This is a genomic window from Desulfobacterium sp. N47, assembly GCF_051233685.1.
In the GTDB taxonomy this organism is placed as follows: domain Bacteria; phylum Desulfobacterota; class Desulfobacteria; order Desulfobacterales; family RPRI01; genus RPRI01.
On sequence record NZ_JBAMMY010000066.1, the window covers coordinates 1 to 18,756 of the forward strand.

The following is an 18,756-nucleotide window of genomic DNA, read 5'->3' on the forward strand; positions in this document are numbered from 1 at the left end:
TCATATTATCATCCTTTCTTGAATTGGCGAATTTAAGAAGATAATAGAGCATTCTCTTTATTAAATCAATATGTTATTTGGTATTTCAACTGCTTTTTATAAAAATAATCGGATCAATGCGAGACTTTTGAAATTACCTCAGGAGTAATCTTATATTCTGCCCCGATCGCAAAGTGGTAGGAATCTTTCCATTCGAGATTGCAGGGCGGGATGGGGAACCCCTCCATTTCTACGACGATCTTACGCAAGGCATGGGAGTAATCCTGCCATTCAGCGTCAAACCCTGCCAAAAGTTTAGGAGTAAACTGGTAACTGATCCCGACGCCGACTTTCTGCGGCAACTGTAAGTCAACAACTTTGGCATGGCGCCGCTGTATTGCCTGCCCGGCTATCTGTATATATCCCTTGTCTGTTTCGTAGTCTTCGAGCATCGATTCCGAGGTATAGGCAATCCCCATTTTCAATCCTTCGGTAGGTTGATAAAGTACTCCCAGCGCATATCCTCCCCCCCAGGCATCGGCTTTATCAACAACCAGATAAACAGGGCCAAAGAGTCCTTTAAGCTTCAGAGGGGAATAATAAATATTAAGAGCAAGACCTGCCGAAAGCATGGGCGTTATTTGATAGGCAACAGTAGGAGTAAATTTGATAAAGGCGAGTTTTGACTCTACTCTTTTGCCCTCCGGAAAGAACTTGTTTTTCAATTGAAACCCGCTGCCTCCCCCTCCTACGGCAAATAATCCGACCCCCCAGCTAAAGGGGCTCTGAGAAGGGTGTTTTACCCATCCCCACTCGGGAAGGTAGAAGAAAAACGGCTCATAGTCACGACCATGGTCGGAACTGTCAAACGTATTATCCTTGTTTTCAAATCTCACCCATGGGAAAAATAGACCGTTGCCGAAATCGACTCGCCCTCCTTTTATCTGGGTAATGCCGGCGGGATTGCTAACCATGGCGGAGGTATCGGTGGCAATGCCGATATCCACCCCCCCCATGCCTAACGAACGCCCCCCTGTCCCGACATTTTCGATTGCATTAGTGGCATGAGCCGGTAACGGGCCACCCAGATAGCCCATCCATCCCCACAGGAAAATAAACACAAATAGCAAAAAGCAACGGTTAGCAAACTTTCTTCTGTCCATCGGCCTCTCCTTACCGTACCCGTTGCTTTTGGAACAAAGCCATTATCTCGTCCAGCCGGTCGATAACCGCCGCCGGCACCCCTGTTTTCAGCTTCTCAGCGCCATCTACCCCCGTACATACGGCTATCGGAATTGCTCCGGCCGCTCGTGCCGCAATAATGTCCGCCACGGTATCGCCCACAGCTATACAATCCGCAGGCGCAACAGCCATTCCCCGGGCGCATGCGACAATCAGATCAGGAGCCGGTTTTCGGTTTGGCACCTCCACCGCCGTTAAAATAACATCGATAAACGCTGCCAGTCCTACGTGCTCGAGTCTTTCCCATTCATAGGCACCGCCGCTTGCCCTTCCCGTTGCCAAGCCTATCCTTGCCCCCTCCGCCTTTAAAAATTCAAGCGTCTCCACCACCCCGGGCAACAAAGGAACATCCATATCCACTTTCACGAATTCCGCCAGTATCCATTTCGCTATCTTATCGATAACACTATCCTCCAGTTTGCTGGAAGTTACCCGGCGCAATATATCCCGCAAACCAATGCCCATCCCCAGACATTCGAATAATAACTCTCTGGGCGCCGGAGACAGGGCGAATTCCTCCAAGCCGCGATTAAAGTATTCATGGTATTGGGAAAGGGAATCTATAAGAGTTCCGTCTATGTCCAGGATAACACCCCTGATATCCCTGTTCTTGTAAATCAGCATCGTTGCTATCCGCCATAGGCAAACGCGGCCCTGATCACCTTTCGCCTGTCTTGTATATTCTGTCCGTTAATTCCCTGACACTGCCCAGCATCAGATCAGGTTCTTCCTCCTTCAATCTCTCATAACTGTCCATCCCGGTTAATACGCCCACCGTTTTCATCCCTGCCGCTTTGCCTGCTTTTATGTCGATGTAAGAATCGCCGATATATACGCTCCTGCCCGCTGCTACGCCAAGTCTGACCGCGCATTCGAGCAGCGGATCAGGCTCAGGCTTAAACCTGACCACATCTTCGATGCAAATCACGGATCCAATCAGGTCCGCAACGCCAGCCCTTCTTAAGGGACTCATTTTACCGTCAATAAATCTCCGATGGGTCGAGGTAACAATGCCTATTTTCATCCCTTGGGCATGAAGCTGTTCGAGAATGTTGGCCGCGCCAGGAACAAGGCAGACATTATCCTCGAACATCCTGGGGAAGTTCTCCCTGATTATCGTCACCGCTTGATCTATTACTCCATCCTTCCCGCCGATTATTTCCTCCGGCAATATCTTATGCAAATCTCCACTTCTGGCGACCTCCAAAATTACCTCATGGGAAGGGATACTCAAAGCAAGTTGACAACAAACTTCTTCCACCAGCCCAAAATAGGCACCTATGGAATCTATGAGCGTACCGTCCAAGTCAAAGATGACAGCATCAACCATCAATATCGTATCATTCAAAAGCCTCTACCACCTTTCCTCATCTCCGATGACTTAAATAAGACTGCAATATGGCATCCACCCGCTTCATCACGTGGGGAGGAATATTAATCCGCTCAAATTTTTCCCGTTCACTCAAAGGCTTGGTGGCATCCAAGCCTATCTTGGCCGTCTTGGTAACGAGAACTGAGCTCCCGGTGGAACTCTCCTCCTGCTCTGTCGATGGGTCAATGGAAAGGCCTGGCATATCTCTTTTCACGATCAAATCACGGTCCGGCTGGAAGCGTGTGGCCAAAGCCCACCAGATATCGGTATCATTGTAAATGTCCACATCCTCGTCTACGACAATAATTACTTTATTCGGTATGCCGCACATCATCAGTTCGTTGATAACTCTTTTTCCGTCTTCGTCATTTTTTTTCTCCACTTGTGCCACGGTAATCAAACCAACAAAACGAAGACGTAAATCCTTCATGCCCTGGATTGAATCTATCAAAACGCTCCTGTTTTCCATCTTCCATGCAAAATCGAAGAGCACATCTTCTTCGCAGGTAAAAGGCATCAAGGCATGATATATAGGGTTGTTGCGGTGAGTAATAACATTAATCTCGGCAATAGGATTATCATAGGTGAGGTAGTAGCCCGTGGATTCGCCAAATGGCCCTTCTGGTAATCGTTCATGAGGTAATACTCTGCCCTCTAAAACAAATTCCGCATTCGCAGGAACTTCCAGATCCAAAGATTCGCATTTCACCAGCTGGATGGAACGCTGTATCAAAGCGCCGGCAATAGCAAATTTATCTGTTCCTTCGGGAACCCAGATTATTGAAGAAAGGAAGGCGGCAGGCTCCATGCCCAAAACAATGGCTATTTCTAATGGTTGGCCTTTCTTTTCCGCCTTGTCCAGAAAAATTGAAAGAGGCGGCGAGTTTAAGAAAATCCCCAGTTTGTCAGGCTCGCGGACAAGAACTCTGTGGATACCCATACCCCTGATACCGGTCTGGGGATCTTTGGCCACAACTACCGCTGATGTAAAATAAGGCCCAACATCCCGGGCATGATGCGTCAAAACAGGCAAGATCTTCAAGATATCGATCTTCCCGGTGATGATATTTTCCTTAACCGGCCCGTTATCCATGATGGATGGTTCAATAAGTTTGTGCCGACGACTCGAGTATGTTTCCGCCAGATCCCCTTCTTTAACACCTAACGCCTCTGCCAACCTGCTCTTTTTCCCAAAGAGGTTGCCGACAATAGCAATATGAGGATATCCGTGCGCATTGTTGAAAAGAGCGACATGACCGTCCCGTGTGGATATTTGTTCGATTGCCGCCGGAATTTCGTATTTTACAGCAAGCTTTTCCTTTACTGTCAATACTTCGCCTGAATGATTGAGGTATTCGATAAAGCCGCGAAAATCACTAAACATGACGCCCTTCCCCCTGCTTTAATCTTCCAGAATCTTCTTAACAATCTTTTTCTTCCATTGAAGCCGCTGTTTCAGCTCTTCTTCCATTACCCGTTTTTTCTCTGCATCTTCAGTTTCAGACTCGGCAATCATGGAACGTAGCATATGTCCTCTTCGCGCTCCCAATCTTTTGGATTCAAAAAAGGTCATCTCCTCCTCATCTTCTTCTCTTGATAATATCTGAACATACCATCCCTCGCCAATATAACCGGATCTCAACTGAATATGTAATACATCACATCCTTCCCAGGGGCTATCAGATATCTTTATCTTAGCCTTAAACTGTTCCCTCGTTTCCTCATCCTGAAGAGTTTCACTCAGCATCTCACTCTCCTTAAGGTATTTAAATGCATCTTCCTTTTTCTCATAAGGAACAAAAATCGTATAAGTTTTCATATTGATATTTCCTCCATGACGCTTTCTTCAGTCCATAACCACTGGTTCCTGCGGAATATCCAGTTTTTTCCACAAAGCCACCACACGATCTCTAACGTCTTTAGGGATAGCCGCTTCAAAGGTCATTCTCCTGGCTTTGTCCTCATTGGGTCTGTCAAACCTCCAAGTTGCGTCAGTCGTCCATGTGGATGACAGGCTACCATCAAAGCCGTGATTTTCCGTCAGGCCCAGTGGTTTGCCCATGGGGGATATGAAAACATTGGTTCCATGATTCACTTTATTCACTCTGTCATTCAACGCGATCGCCAGTTCTTGAGCCCCAACGTCAGGATCCACGAAAATTACTTTGCGGATATAAGGACTACGGGTATAAATCGCCCTGGCGATGCGCGCGGGAAAGCCCGGCAAACGTTGCGCCCCCAAAGAAACGATCGCCAACGTCAATTTGGCCTCCACGGGAATCGTCAACCATTTTATGACCGACCCGAACACAGTGCCGCGACAATATTCCAGCAATTCGGCCGCATGCAGGCAGGATATAATACACATGCTGTCACTCGGTTTGGCGCCCTCGGCAATAAAGGGAAGCAGCGGCTTTTGCCGATGGGTAATCATCTTAACATCATAGACAAAATTGCTCATCTTGGACGTGTAATAAGAGATCGATCCGAAAGGACCTTCCTCCATTTTCTCCCCCGGATGGATATGGCCTTCGAGCACCATTTCCGCATCTACAGGAACCATGATATCGCTCAATTTGGCCTTGACCAGCACAACAGGGTTGGCCCCCAGTCCACCCGCGATGGCATATTCGTCGGTCGTAGCCGGCAAACTCATAAAAGCCGCCGCGTAAACGGGTGGTGGAGCGCCGATGACAATGGCAAAGGGGACCGGTTCATTTTTACGGGCCGCTTTCTCCACTATCTGTTCAATATGCGTGGGTTGAGTGCGGCGTGGTATGGAGCCGTGGACAAGCTTATTCCTTCCCCCCACCATCAATCTGTAAATACCGGAATTGGTGCACTGTTTTTCCTTGTCTTGGACAAAAACGACCTGGGCGGTGAGATACCTGCCGCCATCCTGATCATGTAGCCTGGGGATAGGATATTTATTAAGGTCCACATCTTTGGCCTCGATGATCACTTCCTGACAGGGACCGCCATCCACTTCAATGGCTCTGATGGGGGCCTTTTTCCGCTCGATGAGTGTCTCCTGGAATTCCTCATAATCTATGTCCTTCTCGAGCCCCAGAGACAGCGCGAGCCGCCCGTGCATCAGACGATCCACCTGCGGCCAATACATAAAACCAGGACCCGCAAAGAGACTGCCGACCAGTTTTCCGTCCTTATATCCTTTTACTTTGTTAAACTGGACAGCCGGTCCACCCGTCCTCTGCGACATGGCACAGATAGCGCTGGCCTCCAAATCACAATCCACCTCATTCTCTATGAGATTCAATTCATCATTTGCTTCCAAATCTTCCAGAAATTCTCTTAATGAACTCATTGTTTCACCCTTTCCTTATTTCATAATTTCATATAAAAAAACTACTCCGGGATCAATCCTCTTCAGGAGAGTCTATCCTAATAATCTCGATTTGATATTCCTCATCCGTAGGCTCTCCATAATCAGCCAGGACTTTCAGGGTGGCTCCTCCCCCGGCAGCCTTGTCGGTGGTGGTTCTCAACTCCGCTTTCAACCACTGCTTGTCGTTCTGATCCATCAAGAGAACTTCGGCGATCTGGCCCAATTTCCCAGCAATCTTATTATTGAACTCCTGCTTTTGAATCCAGTACGTTTTCATCTCACCCCTCCTGTTTTTCTATATGTATTCCAATTCGTTATACTTCTTGTGCCAGTCGATCTTCGTCTTGAATCCCCATTTCTCCCAGTTATCAACCACTTTCTGCTGTAGATCTGCAGGGAAGAGAGTTTCAAACTCGGTTCGAGGCACCCCCATCGGCATATCTTCTTTGGCCGTGCTGTCCACATAAAGGTGTTTAGAATAAATATGTCCCATGTTATGATACTTAGTGAGATCCTCTGTCTCCGCCCAAGGGCTTTCCAGGGTCATCCGCTGATGCTTGTCATAGGTGATCCTTACGTCCCTGGCAGCATTAGTCTGCGTCATCATTGCTTCCAGTATCTGATCCCAGTCGTAGGCGCTGATGTCCGGATCGACCACAATCTCGTTCGACATGCAGGCAAGAACAGGACTTGCAAGAATGGAATCCTCCAAATCCTGCCTGTAGCCGGGGTAAGGCTCAGGATAAAGGCGCTTTTTTGCAGACATGACGGTACATGTGCCGCCGAAATACGTGTACCATGTAGAAGACTTAAACGGGAAACCCATCATCCTGGTCATCAGAGTTGTGCCTACCCGGAAAGATGCGTCGCAAAGACTTGTGCCGCCGCCGCCCAAACCTTGATGCAGATCCAACAGCACGGGATTCTTACGATGGGTAATGCAGTTGATTCTGACTGCGATGTATTCCTGTCGCGGCCCCGCCGAAAACCCGAAGCTTTCCGGCTTAGGTCCCTCTGGCAGCGTTTCGTAGGGACGCACCTCTCCCTCAATTACCATCTCAGCGTTGGCCGGAACAAGAAGATCGCTCGTCTCGCACTTTACCAGCTCCAGAGGGGTGCCGCGCACTCCGCCTGCCGCATCATATTCCGATACCCCCGGCGGGAGGGGCGCCGTGGCAACCAGATAACATACCGGGTCACCGCCGATTACCAGCGCAATGGGCATCGGCTGGTTCCTTGCTTCGTATTTCGAATGATAAATCAGGCGGAAATTAGATTCGGCATAAGGGGTGATGGCCGCTCTTCTCTTCGAGAAGATCTCCATACAATAATGCCCCACGTTCATCCAGTCAGAGTCAGGGTCTTTAATAATGGTCTGCTGCTGGAAACAATAGCGACCTCCATCGCCAATGGCATGGAAGGTGAAGGGAAAATTGAAAAGGTTGACATCCTTACCTTCCACAACAACCTCTTTGCACGACCCCGAGGCAACCTCTATCGGCCTGATAGGGCTGGACATTCTTTTGGCAAGTTCCTGACTGTAATCAACTGAAGTTATATCCGGATCCAAGCCTACTAACATCGCCTGACGCCTATGCGGCAGGCGATAGGAACCGGAAAAATGTCCGGCGAGCACACGTCCCTCCCCTTGCTTGATGCCTTTAATGTTGTTGAACAGAAACGCAGGACCATTCACCCGGCCACTCAATAACTCCATGGCGGGGATCTCATAATTCCAATCCACTTCTTCATTGACTTCCACAAGTTCATTGTGATCTTTTAAGACTTGAACCAATTCTCTAGTGTCCATATTTCTAACATGCTCCTTTTTTTTGGTTTAACCTCCACGAAGTTTTATCTCCAACCGGAGATTCTTCGCAATGCCGGTTGTCGATTACGCTCATGCCTATTTTTTCTCGCAAAAATCAATGACGCTCTTGCCTATCTTCATAATCTCTTTACCCTCTTCACTGTCCGGATCGCTTTTGACAATGGGCACTCCATCATCCAAACTCTGGCTGATCTTTTCAGAAAGAGGAATGCTGCCAATGAAGTGAACACCTTCGTCTTCCGCCATTTTTCTGCCAGCTCCGCTCTGTGTAGGGGTAAGACTCCTACCGCAAGCAGAACAATGGACTTCGCCCATATTTTCCACCACACCGATGACTGGAATCTCGGCCTTATTCAAGATGTAGATGCACTTTCGTGCCACGTTCTGTGAAATCTTCGAACCTACCGTCACGACTATCCCTCCATCCAAATCAGGGAGGTATTTTAAGGCATTCACTGTTTCCGAACTTGTTCCAGCGGGAATATCCAGAATCAAATAATCCAGATCCCCGTAGTCGGTAGCCGCCAGCAATTCCTCCGTTGCATTTCGCTTCATATCGTGATACCATATAATTACATCCGTACTTTTCAGAATTAAACCCGTAGACATAACCTTAAAGCCCGGATAGACTTCATAAGGGAGCAACCCATTGCTGCCAACCATTAGTTTAGCATCTGCAGGCACTCCTGCCATCATGGGAACAGCCGGACAATCATAAACTTGATCGAGAATGCATACCGTCTTACCCTCAGACACCAAAGCGGCGGCCAAGTTCACAGACACCATGGACTTCCCCACGCCGCCTTTACCGCCCAAGACAATTATCTTATGCTTCACCTCCCTCAAGTTTTCCCGAATCATGCTCAGGATTCCTTTTTTCTGGAATATTGCCTTCAAAGGCAAAGTACAATCATAATACTTCTCACAGCTTTCGCACTTCCCTCCACACTCTTCCTGGACGGTTATCCTTTTAACGGTTGCCTCATTACTCGCGCCACTCATGCTTTCTCCTCCTGTACTTCTTGCTCTATTCTCAGAGCTATATCTTTAATAGTTTTGGAAATTGGGCTATCGGGATATTGATAGACATAGGGAGTCCCGGAATCGCCGGCTTGACTTACCGTCGCGTCAATTGGGATTCGACCGAGAAAGGGCACATTCAGTTCTTTGGCCAGACTTTCTCCTCCACCATGCAACAAGAAGTTGTGAACCTTGCCGCACTCGCATAAATAGCCCGCCATATTCTCCACTATGCCCAAGACCCTGGAACCAGCTTTGGCCGCCAGGAGCGTCGCCTTGCGTGCAGCCAACTGAGCAACTTTGGGTGAAACAGTAATTATCACCGTACCGTCGAGATCGGGAATATATTGCAACAGATTGCATGAGTCCGAACTTGTCCCCGGAGGCAGGTCTATTATCAGCCAGTCCCTATCCCCATAATCGACATTGGCTACAAACTCTTCTGTTATACCTCGCCTCATTTGATGAAATAAAGTGATGACTTCGTCAGGGTAAATTAGCCCTAAAGATATAACATGCATTCCCAGACCGAGCTTATCCTCCGCCGGGATCAGGCCTTTCGATCCGTATTTCAATCCCCTTTCCCCTTGAATCCCCAGCATCTTCGGCACCGTCGAGCCATCCAGATCCTGATCCAGAATCGTTACCTTCCTACCCATCATGGCCAGGGAGGTGGCCAAGTTCACTGAAAGAAGACTTTTGCCGACCCCGCCCTTGCCGGCGGAAATAGCCACCTTGTGTTTTATTCCGCTCATCTTTTTGACAGCCTTCACCATTCTTCGACGGCGGAACATTTTTTCCTTCATGGGATCTTTGCACTCAAAGAACTTCTCGCAATCTTCGCATTTATAGTCGCACTTCATCATGATGTTGATCTTTAGTATTTCACGTTCTTCCATTTACGCCTCCAGATATTCTAAATTCCCCAAACTTAAACGCGACGGCTCGAGCAATTGATAAAACAGTTCCCCCGAGCCGTGTTTACGTGTTTGGATGAATCATCTCCCCACCGCCTGTTTCCAGGCGCAGAGCTTAACTTAATTATCCCCAATGGCCCCCTTGACAAGCAAGCCAGGCACATCTTCTTTAATCTTGATAAACCAGTTACCCTGCCTCAGGTACCCCCGATTGTAGCGCAACAGCAGCGTCTCGCCATCAGGCAGCTTTTCTTTGCTGGAAGCGACTACCGCTTTGACCACTCTGGTCTTGTAAATATCTGTTTCCCTGACCGCGATGGTTATTAATTCTCCTTCTTTAATGGTGGAAATATCATCAACAAATGTATCATATACTTTTGCCATACCTTAGCCCCTTTCTAATTTAAATATTCATAGTTTCCTATCAGAATCCATATTTATTCCAATTGCCAAGCACCTTTTCCTGAACATCTTTAGGATAAATATTGACGAAAGATGCCTTGGGCGGGATTTCGATATTCGGATCCCAGCCTACCGGCCAAGTACAATCCAGTAGCAGATTAGCTGCCCTGCCCCACTTGCGTTCCTCAAAACTCAGGAAAGGATAGAGGGCGTGGCCGGGGGTATTGGGACGGGAGTGGACCCCACGCACCGGATGGCATTTCGTGGAAACTGCATGCACAACTTCTCCCAGGTTAAAAACATCCACATCATCATCAACGACGATCACCATGGGAACCAGATAACCCAATTTACTGCCCCAAATTGCGTTAGCCACATGAACGGCCACTCCGGAGTATGCGCGCTGCACGGAAACCACTACCAGATGGCCGGAGCCATATGCCGGCATGGCAACTTCGACGACAGGAAGGGTCTTTAATGCCCTGGCCGCTTCGTTGCGCCACGCCAGGGTCATGACTATGTCGGCTTCATCCACTGGCGTTCCCATGTTTGAAACAGTCAAGATGGGATTGTTACGGTGTGTTATGCAGGTTACCTCATACACGGGCCGGGGCGCACGCGGGGAGGTTCGGAATCCGGTGTACTCTCCGAAAGGGCCTTCTTCCACTCTCACCTTAGGCAGTACATGGCCTTCAATAACGAGCTCGGCATCAGAGGGAACCTCAATGTCCACGGTCTCGCATTTGACTAATTCCACAGGGCTTTTCCTCAAACCTCCGGCAAGATCCGCTTCACTCTCACCAGGTCCCGCAGATAGACTGCCCCCGATGGTACAGATAGGATCGCCGCCGATCACGGTGGCAAAGGGCATTGGTTTGTTGGCTTTCTCGTATTTTTGATACATTCGGCCGATATCCTGGCCGGGTAGGATTAATCCCCCCATCATATTTTTAGTATGGATCATCTGGCGATACATGCCCCAGTTAACCCAGCCCGTATCTTCCATATCACGGGTCACGATAAAGCCCCAAGTGTTGATATATCGCCCGCCATCGCCATCGTGGGCCATGGGGGCGCCGAATTTGAACAGGTCTATGTCATTCCCCTTAAGGATATTTTCCTTACAGCTCCCAGTACTTACCAGCATAGGCTTGATCTTGTTCTGAATTCTCGAGTCGAACTCGTCGGCGATTTCCTTCACACTGGCTTCGGCGCTCATCCCCATGGCCAACGCCATTCGGGCGTAAGTTCCGCAAGGCCCACCCATCATTCTGCATCCCGGGGCATCTTTGACCTTTTCAAACAAGCTCGCTCGTTCCTGAAGCTCGTAGGCCCTCCGGATAATGGCGCCCGCTTCCAGGTTCCAATCCACTTCCTGCTTAACTCTGACCAATTGGTTCTCTCTTTCCAAGAGCTCAATAAACTCCCTCAAATCTTTAAACGCCATGTTTTTCTCCTTTTTTGTTATTTAAGAAACTGCGACGGTTCTTTAAAAGTACCGCCAAACCTCTGCGCCTTCAAAGCTTTACTAAAAGTTGATTTCCTCCTTGACTTGATCGGGATTGATCCGGTCAAGTAAAAACGGACACTCAGTTAAGCTGCTTTTAGCGATATAAAATTCTTTTCAAAATCATTTGGATTTTTATATCCCAAATAAGAATGCAGACGATGGCTGTTATAAAACATCTTGATTTACTGGATCATATCACTTCTCGCATGGCCCCTGGTATGATAAGTGATGTCAGCGACCTATTTCGGTTTTCAAGCTATGAAAGAAAATCTTCGCAACAGCATTATCCCAGCAATTACCTTTTCGGCTCATACTGCATTTCATACTATAGGTACCTAAAAGTTCCTGATAATCACTACCGGCATATTGGCTGCCGCGATCAGAATGATGGATCAATCCCTTTGCAGGCTTTCTTCTCCCATAAGCTATCAAAAGAGCTTCCCAGCATTAAACAGCCCTTCTGATAATTGCATAAAATAACAAGTGCTGTCAGGCAAGACATGAAACAAAAAAGGGCTGTTTAATGCCGAAGATAACCTCTCTATAAACATGACTTTGGTCAATAGCTGCTTATCATTTATTTAAACCAACTATGCCTTCATACGTCTGTCCATATCTCAAACAACAACTTTTCTCGAATACAGAATCTTTGCATCACATCCGAATCTAAAGGCATGCCGATCTATTTGGGCACATGTTAGTTATTCAAAACTCTCAATTTTAAATTTTATTAGGGGGGGTTGCAATAGTTTGCCACCTCCCCCTTGAACCACCTTCTGCAAAAAAGAAAAAAAGGAGAGGAAGAGCAGGATTCCCTTTTTTAAGAAGGTGGGAGTTGCCCTCTCTATACTCAATTTCATTAACTTAAACGAACAATAATATCATAAATATTCAATTATAAAAACGATTGATTTATTAGTATCGGCATGATATATTTGCTTTCTATAACAATAAGCAATCCCTAGTGACGATGCCATGACTTGTCCACTGCTTCCAATTTACCCGGTCTAATCGCAAGTTCTCCCAAAAGTATCAGCCCGGCATGCGACATTATCATTGCCTTGTATAAAGCAAACTATATGCCATAAAGCATATTGTATTAAAAAAAGCTGATGCCTGCCTTTACGTTAATATTGTTTTGTTAAATAATTCGATTAGATAAAGCAAACTTCTCATAATTTCATTTCGCTGCTCCATATTACTCCCAGGCCATTAAACATATAAATTGGAACTAACAACTGCCAGTATTTACAGGGAATGCCGGTATGCATCACTATATTTAGCTGCTGGGGCAATAGCTTGACATTTTACTGCATTCGGAATACAAAGGGTAACCTGCTGAATACCGCATCTTAACCAGGAAAAACCTTTTGAAAATAAACCTCGACCTGTTAAAAGAATGCGAATTTATAGCCTCTTTTCCCAAAATACTCTTAATCATTGTATACTAACCTCCATGCCCGGGGCGGGCACAACGAAGCATGAGAATACAGGAGCCAGGAGTCAGAAGACAAAATAACCATACTATTGTTTTTCTTCTGCATTCTGTATTCTGACTCCTGTATTCTCATATAAACAGCATTCCGTTGATATTTTATTCCGTCATTTCACTTCCTTGGAATTGAAATCCATCTCTATTTTATCTATAAATACAGAATTATAGTCGAACGAAAAAATCGGCTCCCATATTGTGAGATACCCCTATCTTATTATCTTGAAAAGGGCATACCCCTCTTGATATTTAATAACCCCACTCATACCCCAACATTAACCGTCAATCACATCCTATCAATTCGGTAATCCAGCAAAACACATAATCAAACACCAAAGGGCAATTATCATTTCGCAGATAGCCTTTTGCGTTGAAAGAAGGTCTATTGCCTCGATCCAACGGACTTTATTAACCAACAATATTCAAAAGAAAGGAGATTCCCCTATGGGCGGATTGTTGCATGTGATTATCAAGGACCCCGAAAACTCAGGCTATGTATGGGGATAACTACTGTCCTGGTTGCCTGGAAAGGATGTTGGCGTCATCCATCTGGTTGGAAGCAATCCGCGGCAGGTAAAAGTAACACCGCAGTATCTTCATGGCCTTATCCACCGCTTGTCAATATACCTGTGTGCGATGGGTGCTATTCCGTATTTAACTGAAGATTTCGTAAAACAGGTTGGTGGAATACTACGCGATTTGTGTCGCCAACGCGGAGTGAAGTTTTGGAAGGGTATTTGATGTCCGACCATATCCATATGTGCTTAAGCGTTCCGCCCAAGTATGGTATAGCTTTTGCATTTAGATTTCTGAAAGGCAAGAGTGCCGGTTTAATCCATCGAACAGTGTTAAAAAAGAAACGAATATCCGGTCTGCACTTTTGGGGCAGAGGATATTGTGTTAGCATTGTTAGATTAGATGAAGAGACCATACGCAACTACATTCGTGAGCAAGAAAATATCGAAAAAGAACAACTATACTTAGATTTAGATTTTGATGAATAAATAGCCGCAAGGAGCTTTCTCTAAAGTAATTGTTCCTCTCGGGGGGCTTCCTGAACCTACCCGCTCTGCAGGTAGAAATTAAGCAAGGAGTTTTAATTATGGAAGAATATTTAAGGAAAGAGTTGACAGAAAAACTTGCCGTTATTCGGAGATTGGGAGATGATGTGAGAAAGACGGCTGGGATTCCCTGTATCGAGTCTAACATGAGGTTTGTGGACATAAACTGCACTTCGGCACTTTGGCATTTAGGTGAGCTTGACTATTGGGAATACGAGCTGAAATAATTCGTAATGATGTTGGTGCAATGGTGACTTAGCGACGCGGATAGTTTTGCGTTGGATTATCGTTGGATTATGTCATCAAGGACATAAAATAGGATACTGGAGAATGAGCGGCAAGCAGAGGATATTAAGCGGGGTTATTGTCCGCGGAGCGGGTGAAGCGGCCTATTTTACAAAACTCGATTGGGTCCAGAAACAGTGTGCCGAGAAACTTGGTTTCAAACCCTTCCCTGGAACTCTCAATATTCTGGTAAATAGAAATTGTTTCCCCTACCTGGAAGATTTACAGAAAAAACCAGCAATTGAGCTCCTGTCCCCTAATCCCAGCTTTTGCAATGCCAGGTTGCTTCCCGCCTCTTTAAACGACCTGCTGGTTGCCATCATCATCCCGGATGAGGAAGTGAATATTCACGACAAGAACATTGTGGAAGTCATTGCGCCTGTTAGCCTCAAAAAAACGTTGTCTCTCCGCGACGGAGAAGAGGTAGTATTGTTTGTTGAAAATACACAACCAGATTTACCAAGAGAATAATTCAGTAAGGGGGCAGGATGAAAAAGCGCAATGAAGATATGCCAGAAGTTTTGAATATCCAGATGGAGGCGGGATGGAACTGCAATTATGACTGCAAGAGTTGTTACCGATTTTTTGAGTGCCCGTCGCCTTTTAAAGAGCAAATACTTGCCCAGGGTCGTATGGGGCAAATCAGGGACAATCTCTCCGAGATAGAGATTATTCTTATTATCATGGGGGGAAAAGGCGGGGTAGGAAAATCTACCGTGAGCTCTCAACTGGCCATGACTCTTGCCCGGCAGGGTTATGACGTGGGCATCGTTGACTCCGACTTTCATGGCCCATCCATCCCGAAACTTTTGGGGATCAAGGAGGACGAAAAGCTTGTGACCTGCGGCAAGAGAATTCTTCCCGTGGAAGGCCCTTATGGCATAAAAGTGGTTTCAACCCATTTTCTGTTGGAAACGAGGGAATCCCTTTCCTGGTTTGATGGGTCCAAGCGGGAGGCGCTGGAAGGATTTTTGGCGGATATCCGTTATGGAAAATTGGACTTTCTTTTGGTGGACCTGCCTCCCGGAACCGGCTCCGAGTCCGTCAATCTCTTTAAGTATCTTCCCTTTCAGAAAGTTGGGGCGCTGGTGGTGACGACTTCCTCGGAGTTGTCTCAGGGGGTCGCCCATCGTTGCATTTCCCTTTGCCAGGGCATTTCTTTGCCCATCCGGGGACTCATAGAGAACATGAGCGGCTTCACCTGTCCTCACTGCGGATATGTGACGCCCATTTTTCAATCCGGGGCCGGAAAAGAATTGGCCCAAAAGACGGGCATCCCATATCTGGGCAACATTCCCTTAGACGTTAAGTTAAGAAAGGCGGCTGAGCAAGGGGCTTCTGTTGTGGCGAGTTTTCCTGCCGCGCCATCTTCACTGAGCTTCCTGAAATTGAGCAGCCAACTGGCAGGGAAGAAAAAAGATGTGTCGTCGTTGCCTAATTCTCATGTGCAGGAGCCAGCCGTTGACAGGTCAACAATGCCCACCGTTATTGAAATGAATATGGAAAGAGGGTGTTATAAAAAAAGATGCGACGATTGCAGCAACTATTTTACATGCACCTATCCTATGAAAAAGAGTCATTATGAAGTGGTGCGACACGATAAAATAGCAAAGCGGATGTCAACGATAAAGCATAAGATTGCCGTTGTAAGCGGCAAAGGTGGTGTCGGAAAATCTACGATCAGTGCCAATCTTGCTTTGTGTCTGGCGCATCAGGGATACCGGGTAGGAATTATAGATTCGGATTTTCATGGGCCCTGCATTCCGAAATTACTCGGTGTGGCGGGGAAACGGTTAAATATTGCAGAAGAAGGCATTCAGCCCGTAACAGGGCCGTTGGGTATCAAAGTGATTTCCATGGGCTTTCTTTTAGAAGAAGGAAAGGCCTTAACATGGTTTCACGACATAAAAAGAGGAACGTTAGGAGACTTTCTGTCTGAGGTCGATTATGGCGTCCTAGACTGGCTGATCATTGATCTCCCTCCGGGAACGGGCTCGGAGAATTACAATATATTGCGGGATCTGCCGCAACTGGATGGGGTGATAGTAGTTACAATTCCCTCGCTACTTTCCCGACAGGTGGTTGAGCGTGCGCTTTCGCTATACCGTCAGGCCGCCGTGCCAATATTAGGAGTAATTGTCAATATGACAGGTTTTATCTGTCACCGTTGCCAAAACGTCACGGAGATTTTTTCTGAGAAAAAGGGGCAGAAGGTGGCGGAGGAACTAGAGTTACCATGGATAGGGGATGTTCCGTTAGATGAACGCCTCTCTGCTGCCTGTGATGCTGGATTACCATATGTTGTCCAATATCCTGACTCACCTGTAACTCGCAAAATGAATGAAATAGCAGGTTCGATCCTGAATGCCCTAACCTAAACATTACTTTTTTTGAATGCGTTCGATTCCAAATTTTTTCATTCTGGTTCTCAGGGTGCTCGGATTTACCCCAAGGAGTTCGGCCGTCCCGCCAGCTCCGCCTATTCTTCCATTCGTACAGTATAAAGTTCTCTGTATGTGGAGCGCTATTAATTCATCAAGTTTTACTGCTTCAACCCTACCATCTGAGGTTTTTTGTACTACACGCGGTTGCCACAGGAATGCATCATAACAAGGCTGCGTCAAAGTATCTCTTTTATTTGTTATCGTGTTTAGAATTAAGGCCCGTTCAACTACATTTTCCAATTCTCTCACATTCCCCGGCCAGTGATAAGCTATCAGTCTGTCAATTTCTCCGGTTGTGAATGGATTAACGGCTTTAAACTTTAATTCTTTTGATTTCCGTTTTATAAAGTAATCCACAAGGGCAGGGATATCCTCTTTTCTTTGCCTTAAAGGCGGTATCATAATTGGAAACACATTAATCCTAAAAAACAAGTCCCCCCGAAATTTTCCGGCATCCACCATATCCTGAAGAGGGCTGTTAGTCGCACAGATAATTCTTACATTAGCAGAAATAGGTTCGGAGCCGCCCACTCGTTCAAATTCTTTGTTTTGTAAAATGCGTAGCAGCCGAACTTGGATTGAAAGTGGCAATTCCCCTATCTCGTCCAGCAGAAGAGTTCCTTTATGCGCCCGTTCAAAGCGCCCGCGTTTTTGAGATACTGCGCCGGTAAAGGCGCCTTTTTCATGCCCGAAAAGCTCACTATCTACGAGTGTTTCCGGTATGGAGCCACAATTTATCTTGATAAAGGGGCCGTCTTTTCGTAACGACATCTTGTGTAAAGTATTGGCAATTACCTCTTTACCGACCCCTGTCTCACCCAGTAAAAGCACCGAACTATCGATGGGAGCAATACGCCGAACCATCATCATAACTTCTTTTAAGCCACTCTCTGCACCTATGATTTCAGTTCCGGAAATGAGCATGATTTCCTTGCTGAGATATTGAATATCATCGGAAAGACTATCGTTTAACTTGACAACCTCTTTGTGTTTGATAGCATTGGACATAGCAATGGCAAAGGGTTCGTGCAACAAAGATAAATAAGAGGCATGCTTTTTTGTATATTGGCTTTTCATATATGAGTAGATAGCCAAAACTCCGATCCTATTTCCCTCTATTTTTAAGCGCATCACTATAGCACAACCGTCTGGTATACTGATCGCTTGAAGCATTCTGCTTGTAAGAAAGTCGGAGTAGCTGTTAGCGTTAAAAATATCTACTGCTTTCATTTGCATTTCGTTCCATGATTTATGTGTGCATTTCCTGACTTCTTCGGACAAATACTCTTTATTGCCGAAAAGTCCTATCTTCACTGATGAGCTGCTGTGATTATTAATGACCTGGGCAATTGTTTGGACATATAAAAAACCCTTGTCAAACAAATGCAGAGACATCCCGTCGATAGGCATCAGGTGCTCCAAGTATTCCATACAGCTTTTCAAGGCAGCATTTATATCTAGATTTCCGCAGATTCGCATTGTCATCTCACGAAAAACGCTATTTTCATCCACTGACAAATCGGGCCTTTTTTCATTCATGGGATCTAAACCTTATTATAATATCGATGAGCACTTAAAGTATCGATGAGCACTTAAAGCACTTGGTTAAAATGCAATGCCGTTGAATTAAGCTGGTTGCCGATAAGCCGGGTTAAACTTTTTATTTCGCTTTTTGAAAATTCGTTTATTACTTCTACCAGGCCGGATTGCATCGACACATCTGAGAATAAGCGCCTGTAGATCCTCAATAATAGAGTGAATTTTATCGCTGGGGCGCAGGATCAAAAGCACAATGACATTCTTTATTGCCGAAAGCGCCTGGGTAAAATTGACTTGATACTTATATTTCCGGCTC

At 46.3% G+C, this 18,756-nt stretch carries 18 protein-coding genes and 1 pseudogene; 4 read left to right on the forward strand and 15 right to left on the reverse strand.

The features are described 5' to 3' along the window. Positions 1–113 precede the first annotated feature (113 nt). The 13 genes from VXK47_RS03830 to VXK47_RS03890 form a co-directional block, all read right to left on the reverse strand. Positions 114–1,142, reverse strand: a complete 1,029-nt coding sequence (locus VXK47_RS03830) for an OmpP1/FadL family transporter (RefSeq protein WP_435547447.1) — start codon at positions 1,140–1,142, stop codon at positions 114–116. A gap of 10 nt (positions 1,143–1,152) precedes the next feature. Next, the gene (locus VXK47_RS03835) at positions 1,153–1,845 is read right to left on the reverse strand and encodes an HAD family hydrolase (protein ID WP_435547448.1); all 693 of its coding nucleotides are present in this window, start codon (positions 1,843–1,845) and stop codon (positions 1,153–1,155) included. Positions 1,846–1,879: 34 nt separating this feature from the next. Beyond that, positions 1,880–2,569 carry an HAD family hydrolase gene (locus VXK47_RS03840; protein WP_435547449.1) on the reverse strand — a complete coding sequence of 230 codons (690 nt, stop codon included), beginning with the start codon at positions 2,567–2,569 and terminating at the stop codon, positions 1,880–1,882. Positions 2,570–2,588: 19 nt separating this feature from the next. Further along, positions 2,589–3,977, reverse strand: a complete 1,389-nt coding sequence (locus VXK47_RS03845; protein ID WP_435547450.1) for a UbiD family decarboxylase — start codon at positions 3,975–3,977, stop codon at positions 2,589–2,591. Between the two features lie 18 nt (positions 3,978–3,995). Next, entirely contained in the window at positions 3,996–4,412 is a 417-nt protein-coding gene (locus VXK47_RS03850) for a hypothetical protein (protein WP_435547451.1), read from the reverse strand. Positions 4,413–4,439: 27 nt separating this feature from the next. Further along, entirely contained in the window at positions 4,440–5,918 is a 1,479-nt protein-coding gene (locus tag VXK47_RS03855) for a UbiD family decarboxylase (protein WP_435547452.1), read from the reverse strand. A gap of 52 nt (positions 5,919–5,970) precedes the next feature. Beyond that, positions 5,971–6,216: a hypothetical protein gene (locus VXK47_RS03860; protein WP_435547453.1), complete on the reverse strand. Its 246-nt coding sequence runs from the start codon at positions 6,214–6,216 to the stop codon at positions 5,971–5,973. 18 nt (positions 6,217–6,234) lie between these two features. Next, the gene (locus VXK47_RS03865) at positions 6,235–7,749 is read right to left on the reverse strand and encodes a UbiD family decarboxylase (RefSeq protein ID WP_435547454.1); all 1,515 of its coding nucleotides are present in this window, start codon (positions 7,747–7,749) and stop codon (positions 6,235–6,237) included. A gap of 96 nt (positions 7,750–7,845) precedes the next feature. After that, complete coding sequence (locus tag VXK47_RS03870) at positions 7,846–8,772, reverse strand: Mrp/NBP35 family ATP-binding protein (RefSeq protein WP_435547455.1); 927 nt, start codon at positions 8,770–8,772, stop codon at positions 7,846–7,848. Further along, positions 8,769–9,689: a P-loop NTPase gene (locus VXK47_RS03875; protein ID WP_435547456.1), complete on the reverse strand. Its 921-nt coding sequence runs from the start codon at positions 9,687–9,689 to the stop codon at positions 8,769–8,771. The genes VXK47_RS03870 and VXK47_RS03875 overlap by 4 nt, the downstream gene beginning before the upstream one ends. Positions 9,690–9,827: 138 nt before the next feature. After that, positions 9,828–10,091 carry a hypothetical protein gene (locus VXK47_RS03880; RefSeq protein WP_435547457.1) on the reverse strand — a complete coding sequence of 88 codons (264 nt, stop codon included), beginning with the start codon at positions 10,089–10,091 and terminating at the stop codon, positions 9,828–9,830. 40 nt (positions 10,092–10,131) lie between these two features. Next, positions 10,132–11,556 carry a UbiD family decarboxylase gene (locus tag VXK47_RS03885; protein ID WP_435547458.1) on the reverse strand — a complete coding sequence of 475 codons (1,425 nt, stop codon included), beginning with the start codon at positions 11,554–11,556 and terminating at the stop codon, positions 10,132–10,134. 294 nt (positions 11,557–11,850) lie between these two features. Continuing rightward, complete coding sequence (locus tag VXK47_RS03890) at positions 11,851–12,051, reverse strand: DDE-type integrase/transposase/recombinase (protein WP_435547459.1); 201 nt, start codon at positions 12,049–12,051, stop codon at positions 11,851–11,853. Between the two features lie 1,785 nt (positions 12,052–13,836). Here VXK47_RS03890 and tnpA point away from each other — a divergent pair. From tnpA to VXK47_RS03910, 4 genes are all read left to right on the forward strand, one after another. After that, on the forward strand, positions 13,837–14,115 hold the full coding sequence (gene tnpA, locus VXK47_RS03895; protein WP_435547460.1) for an IS200/IS605 family transposase: 279 nt from the start codon (positions 13,837–13,839) through the stop codon (positions 14,113–14,115). Between the two features lie 98 nt (positions 14,116–14,213). Next, the gene (locus VXK47_RS03900; protein ID WP_435547461.1) at positions 14,214–14,399 is read left to right on the forward strand and encodes a hypothetical protein; all 186 of its coding nucleotides are present in this window, start codon (positions 14,214–14,216) and stop codon (positions 14,397–14,399) included. 103 nt (positions 14,400–14,502) lie between these two features. After that, positions 14,503–14,928 (forward strand): DUF120 domain-containing protein, encoded by a 426-nt coding sequence (locus VXK47_RS03905; RefSeq protein ID WP_435547462.1) that lies wholly within the window; start codon positions 14,503–14,505, stop codon positions 14,926–14,928. Between the two features lie 17 nt (positions 14,929–14,945). Next, positions 14,946–16,835: a P-loop NTPase gene (locus VXK47_RS03910; protein WP_435547463.1), complete on the forward strand. Its 1,890-nt coding sequence runs from the start codon at positions 14,946–14,948 to the stop codon at positions 16,833–16,835. Between the two features lie 3 nt (positions 16,836–16,838). Here the strand turns inward: VXK47_RS03910 and VXK47_RS03915 are convergent, their stop codons facing one another. Next, a complete protein-coding gene (locus tag VXK47_RS03915; RefSeq protein WP_435547464.1) occupies positions 16,839–18,440 on the reverse strand; it encodes a sigma 54-interacting transcriptional regulator in 1,602 nt (533 codons plus the stop codon). An 87-nt stretch (positions 18,441–18,527) separates the two neighbouring features. Further along, positions 18,528–18,756 (reverse strand): annotated as a pseudogene (locus tag VXK47_RS03920) (IS4 family transposase); the annotation flags it as partial.

Excerpts from the sequence above, each read along its gene's own strand:
- VXK47_RS03905 (WP_435547462.1), top strand. The coding sequence starts at position 14,503 with ATGAGCGGCAAGCAGAGGATATTAAGCGGGGTTATTGTCCGCGGAGCG.
- VXK47_RS03900 (WP_435547461.1), top strand. The coding sequence starts at position 14,214 with ATGGAAGAATATTTAAGGAAAGAGTTGACAGAAAAACTTGCCGTTATT.
- VXK47_RS03865 (WP_435547454.1), bottom strand. The coding sequence starts at position 7,749 with ATGGACACTAGAGAATTGGTTCAAGTCTTAAAAGATCACAATGAACTT.
- VXK47_RS03910 (WP_435547463.1), top strand. The coding sequence starts at position 14,946 with ATGAAAAAGCGCAATGAAGATATGCCAGAAGTTTTGAATATCCAGATG.
- VXK47_RS03845 (WP_435547450.1), bottom strand. The coding sequence starts at position 3,977 with ATGTTTAGTGATTTTCGCGGCTTTATCGAATACCTCAATCATTCAGGC.
- VXK47_RS03870 (WP_435547455.1), bottom strand. The coding sequence starts at position 8,772 with ATGAGTGGCGCGAGTAATGAGGCAACCGTTAAAAGGATAACCGTCCAG.
- VXK47_RS03860 (WP_435547453.1), bottom strand. The coding sequence starts at position 6,216 with ATGAAAACGTACTGGATTCAAAAGCAGGAGTTCAATAATAAGATTGCT.
- VXK47_RS03830 (WP_435547447.1), bottom strand. The coding sequence starts at position 1,142 with ATGGACAGAAGAAAGTTTGCTAACCGTTGCTTTTTGCTATTTGTGTTT.
- VXK47_RS03855 (WP_435547452.1), bottom strand. The coding sequence starts at position 5,918 with ATGAGTTCATTAAGAGAATTTCTGGAAGATTTGGAAGCAAATGATGAA.
- VXK47_RS03880 (WP_435547457.1), bottom strand. The coding sequence starts at position 10,091 with ATGGCAAAAGTATATGATACATTTGTTGATGATATTTCCACCATTAAA.
- VXK47_RS03835 (WP_435547448.1), bottom strand. The coding sequence starts at position 1,845 with ATGCTGATTTACAAGAACAGGGATATCAGGGGTGTTATCCTGGACATA.
- VXK47_RS03850 (WP_435547451.1), bottom strand. The coding sequence starts at position 4,412 with ATGAAAACTTATACGATTTTTGTTCCTTATGAGAAAAAGGAAGATGCA.
- VXK47_RS03885 (WP_435547458.1), bottom strand. The coding sequence starts at position 11,556 with ATGGCGTTTAAAGATTTGAGGGAGTTTATTGAGCTCTTGGAAAGAGAG.
- VXK47_RS03875 (WP_435547456.1), bottom strand. The coding sequence starts at position 9,689 with ATGGAAGAACGTGAAATACTAAAGATCAACATCATGATGAAGTGCGAC.
- VXK47_RS03915 (WP_435547464.1), bottom strand. The coding sequence starts at position 18,440 with ATGAATGAAAAAAGGCCCGATTTGTCAGTGGATGAAAATAGCGTTTTT.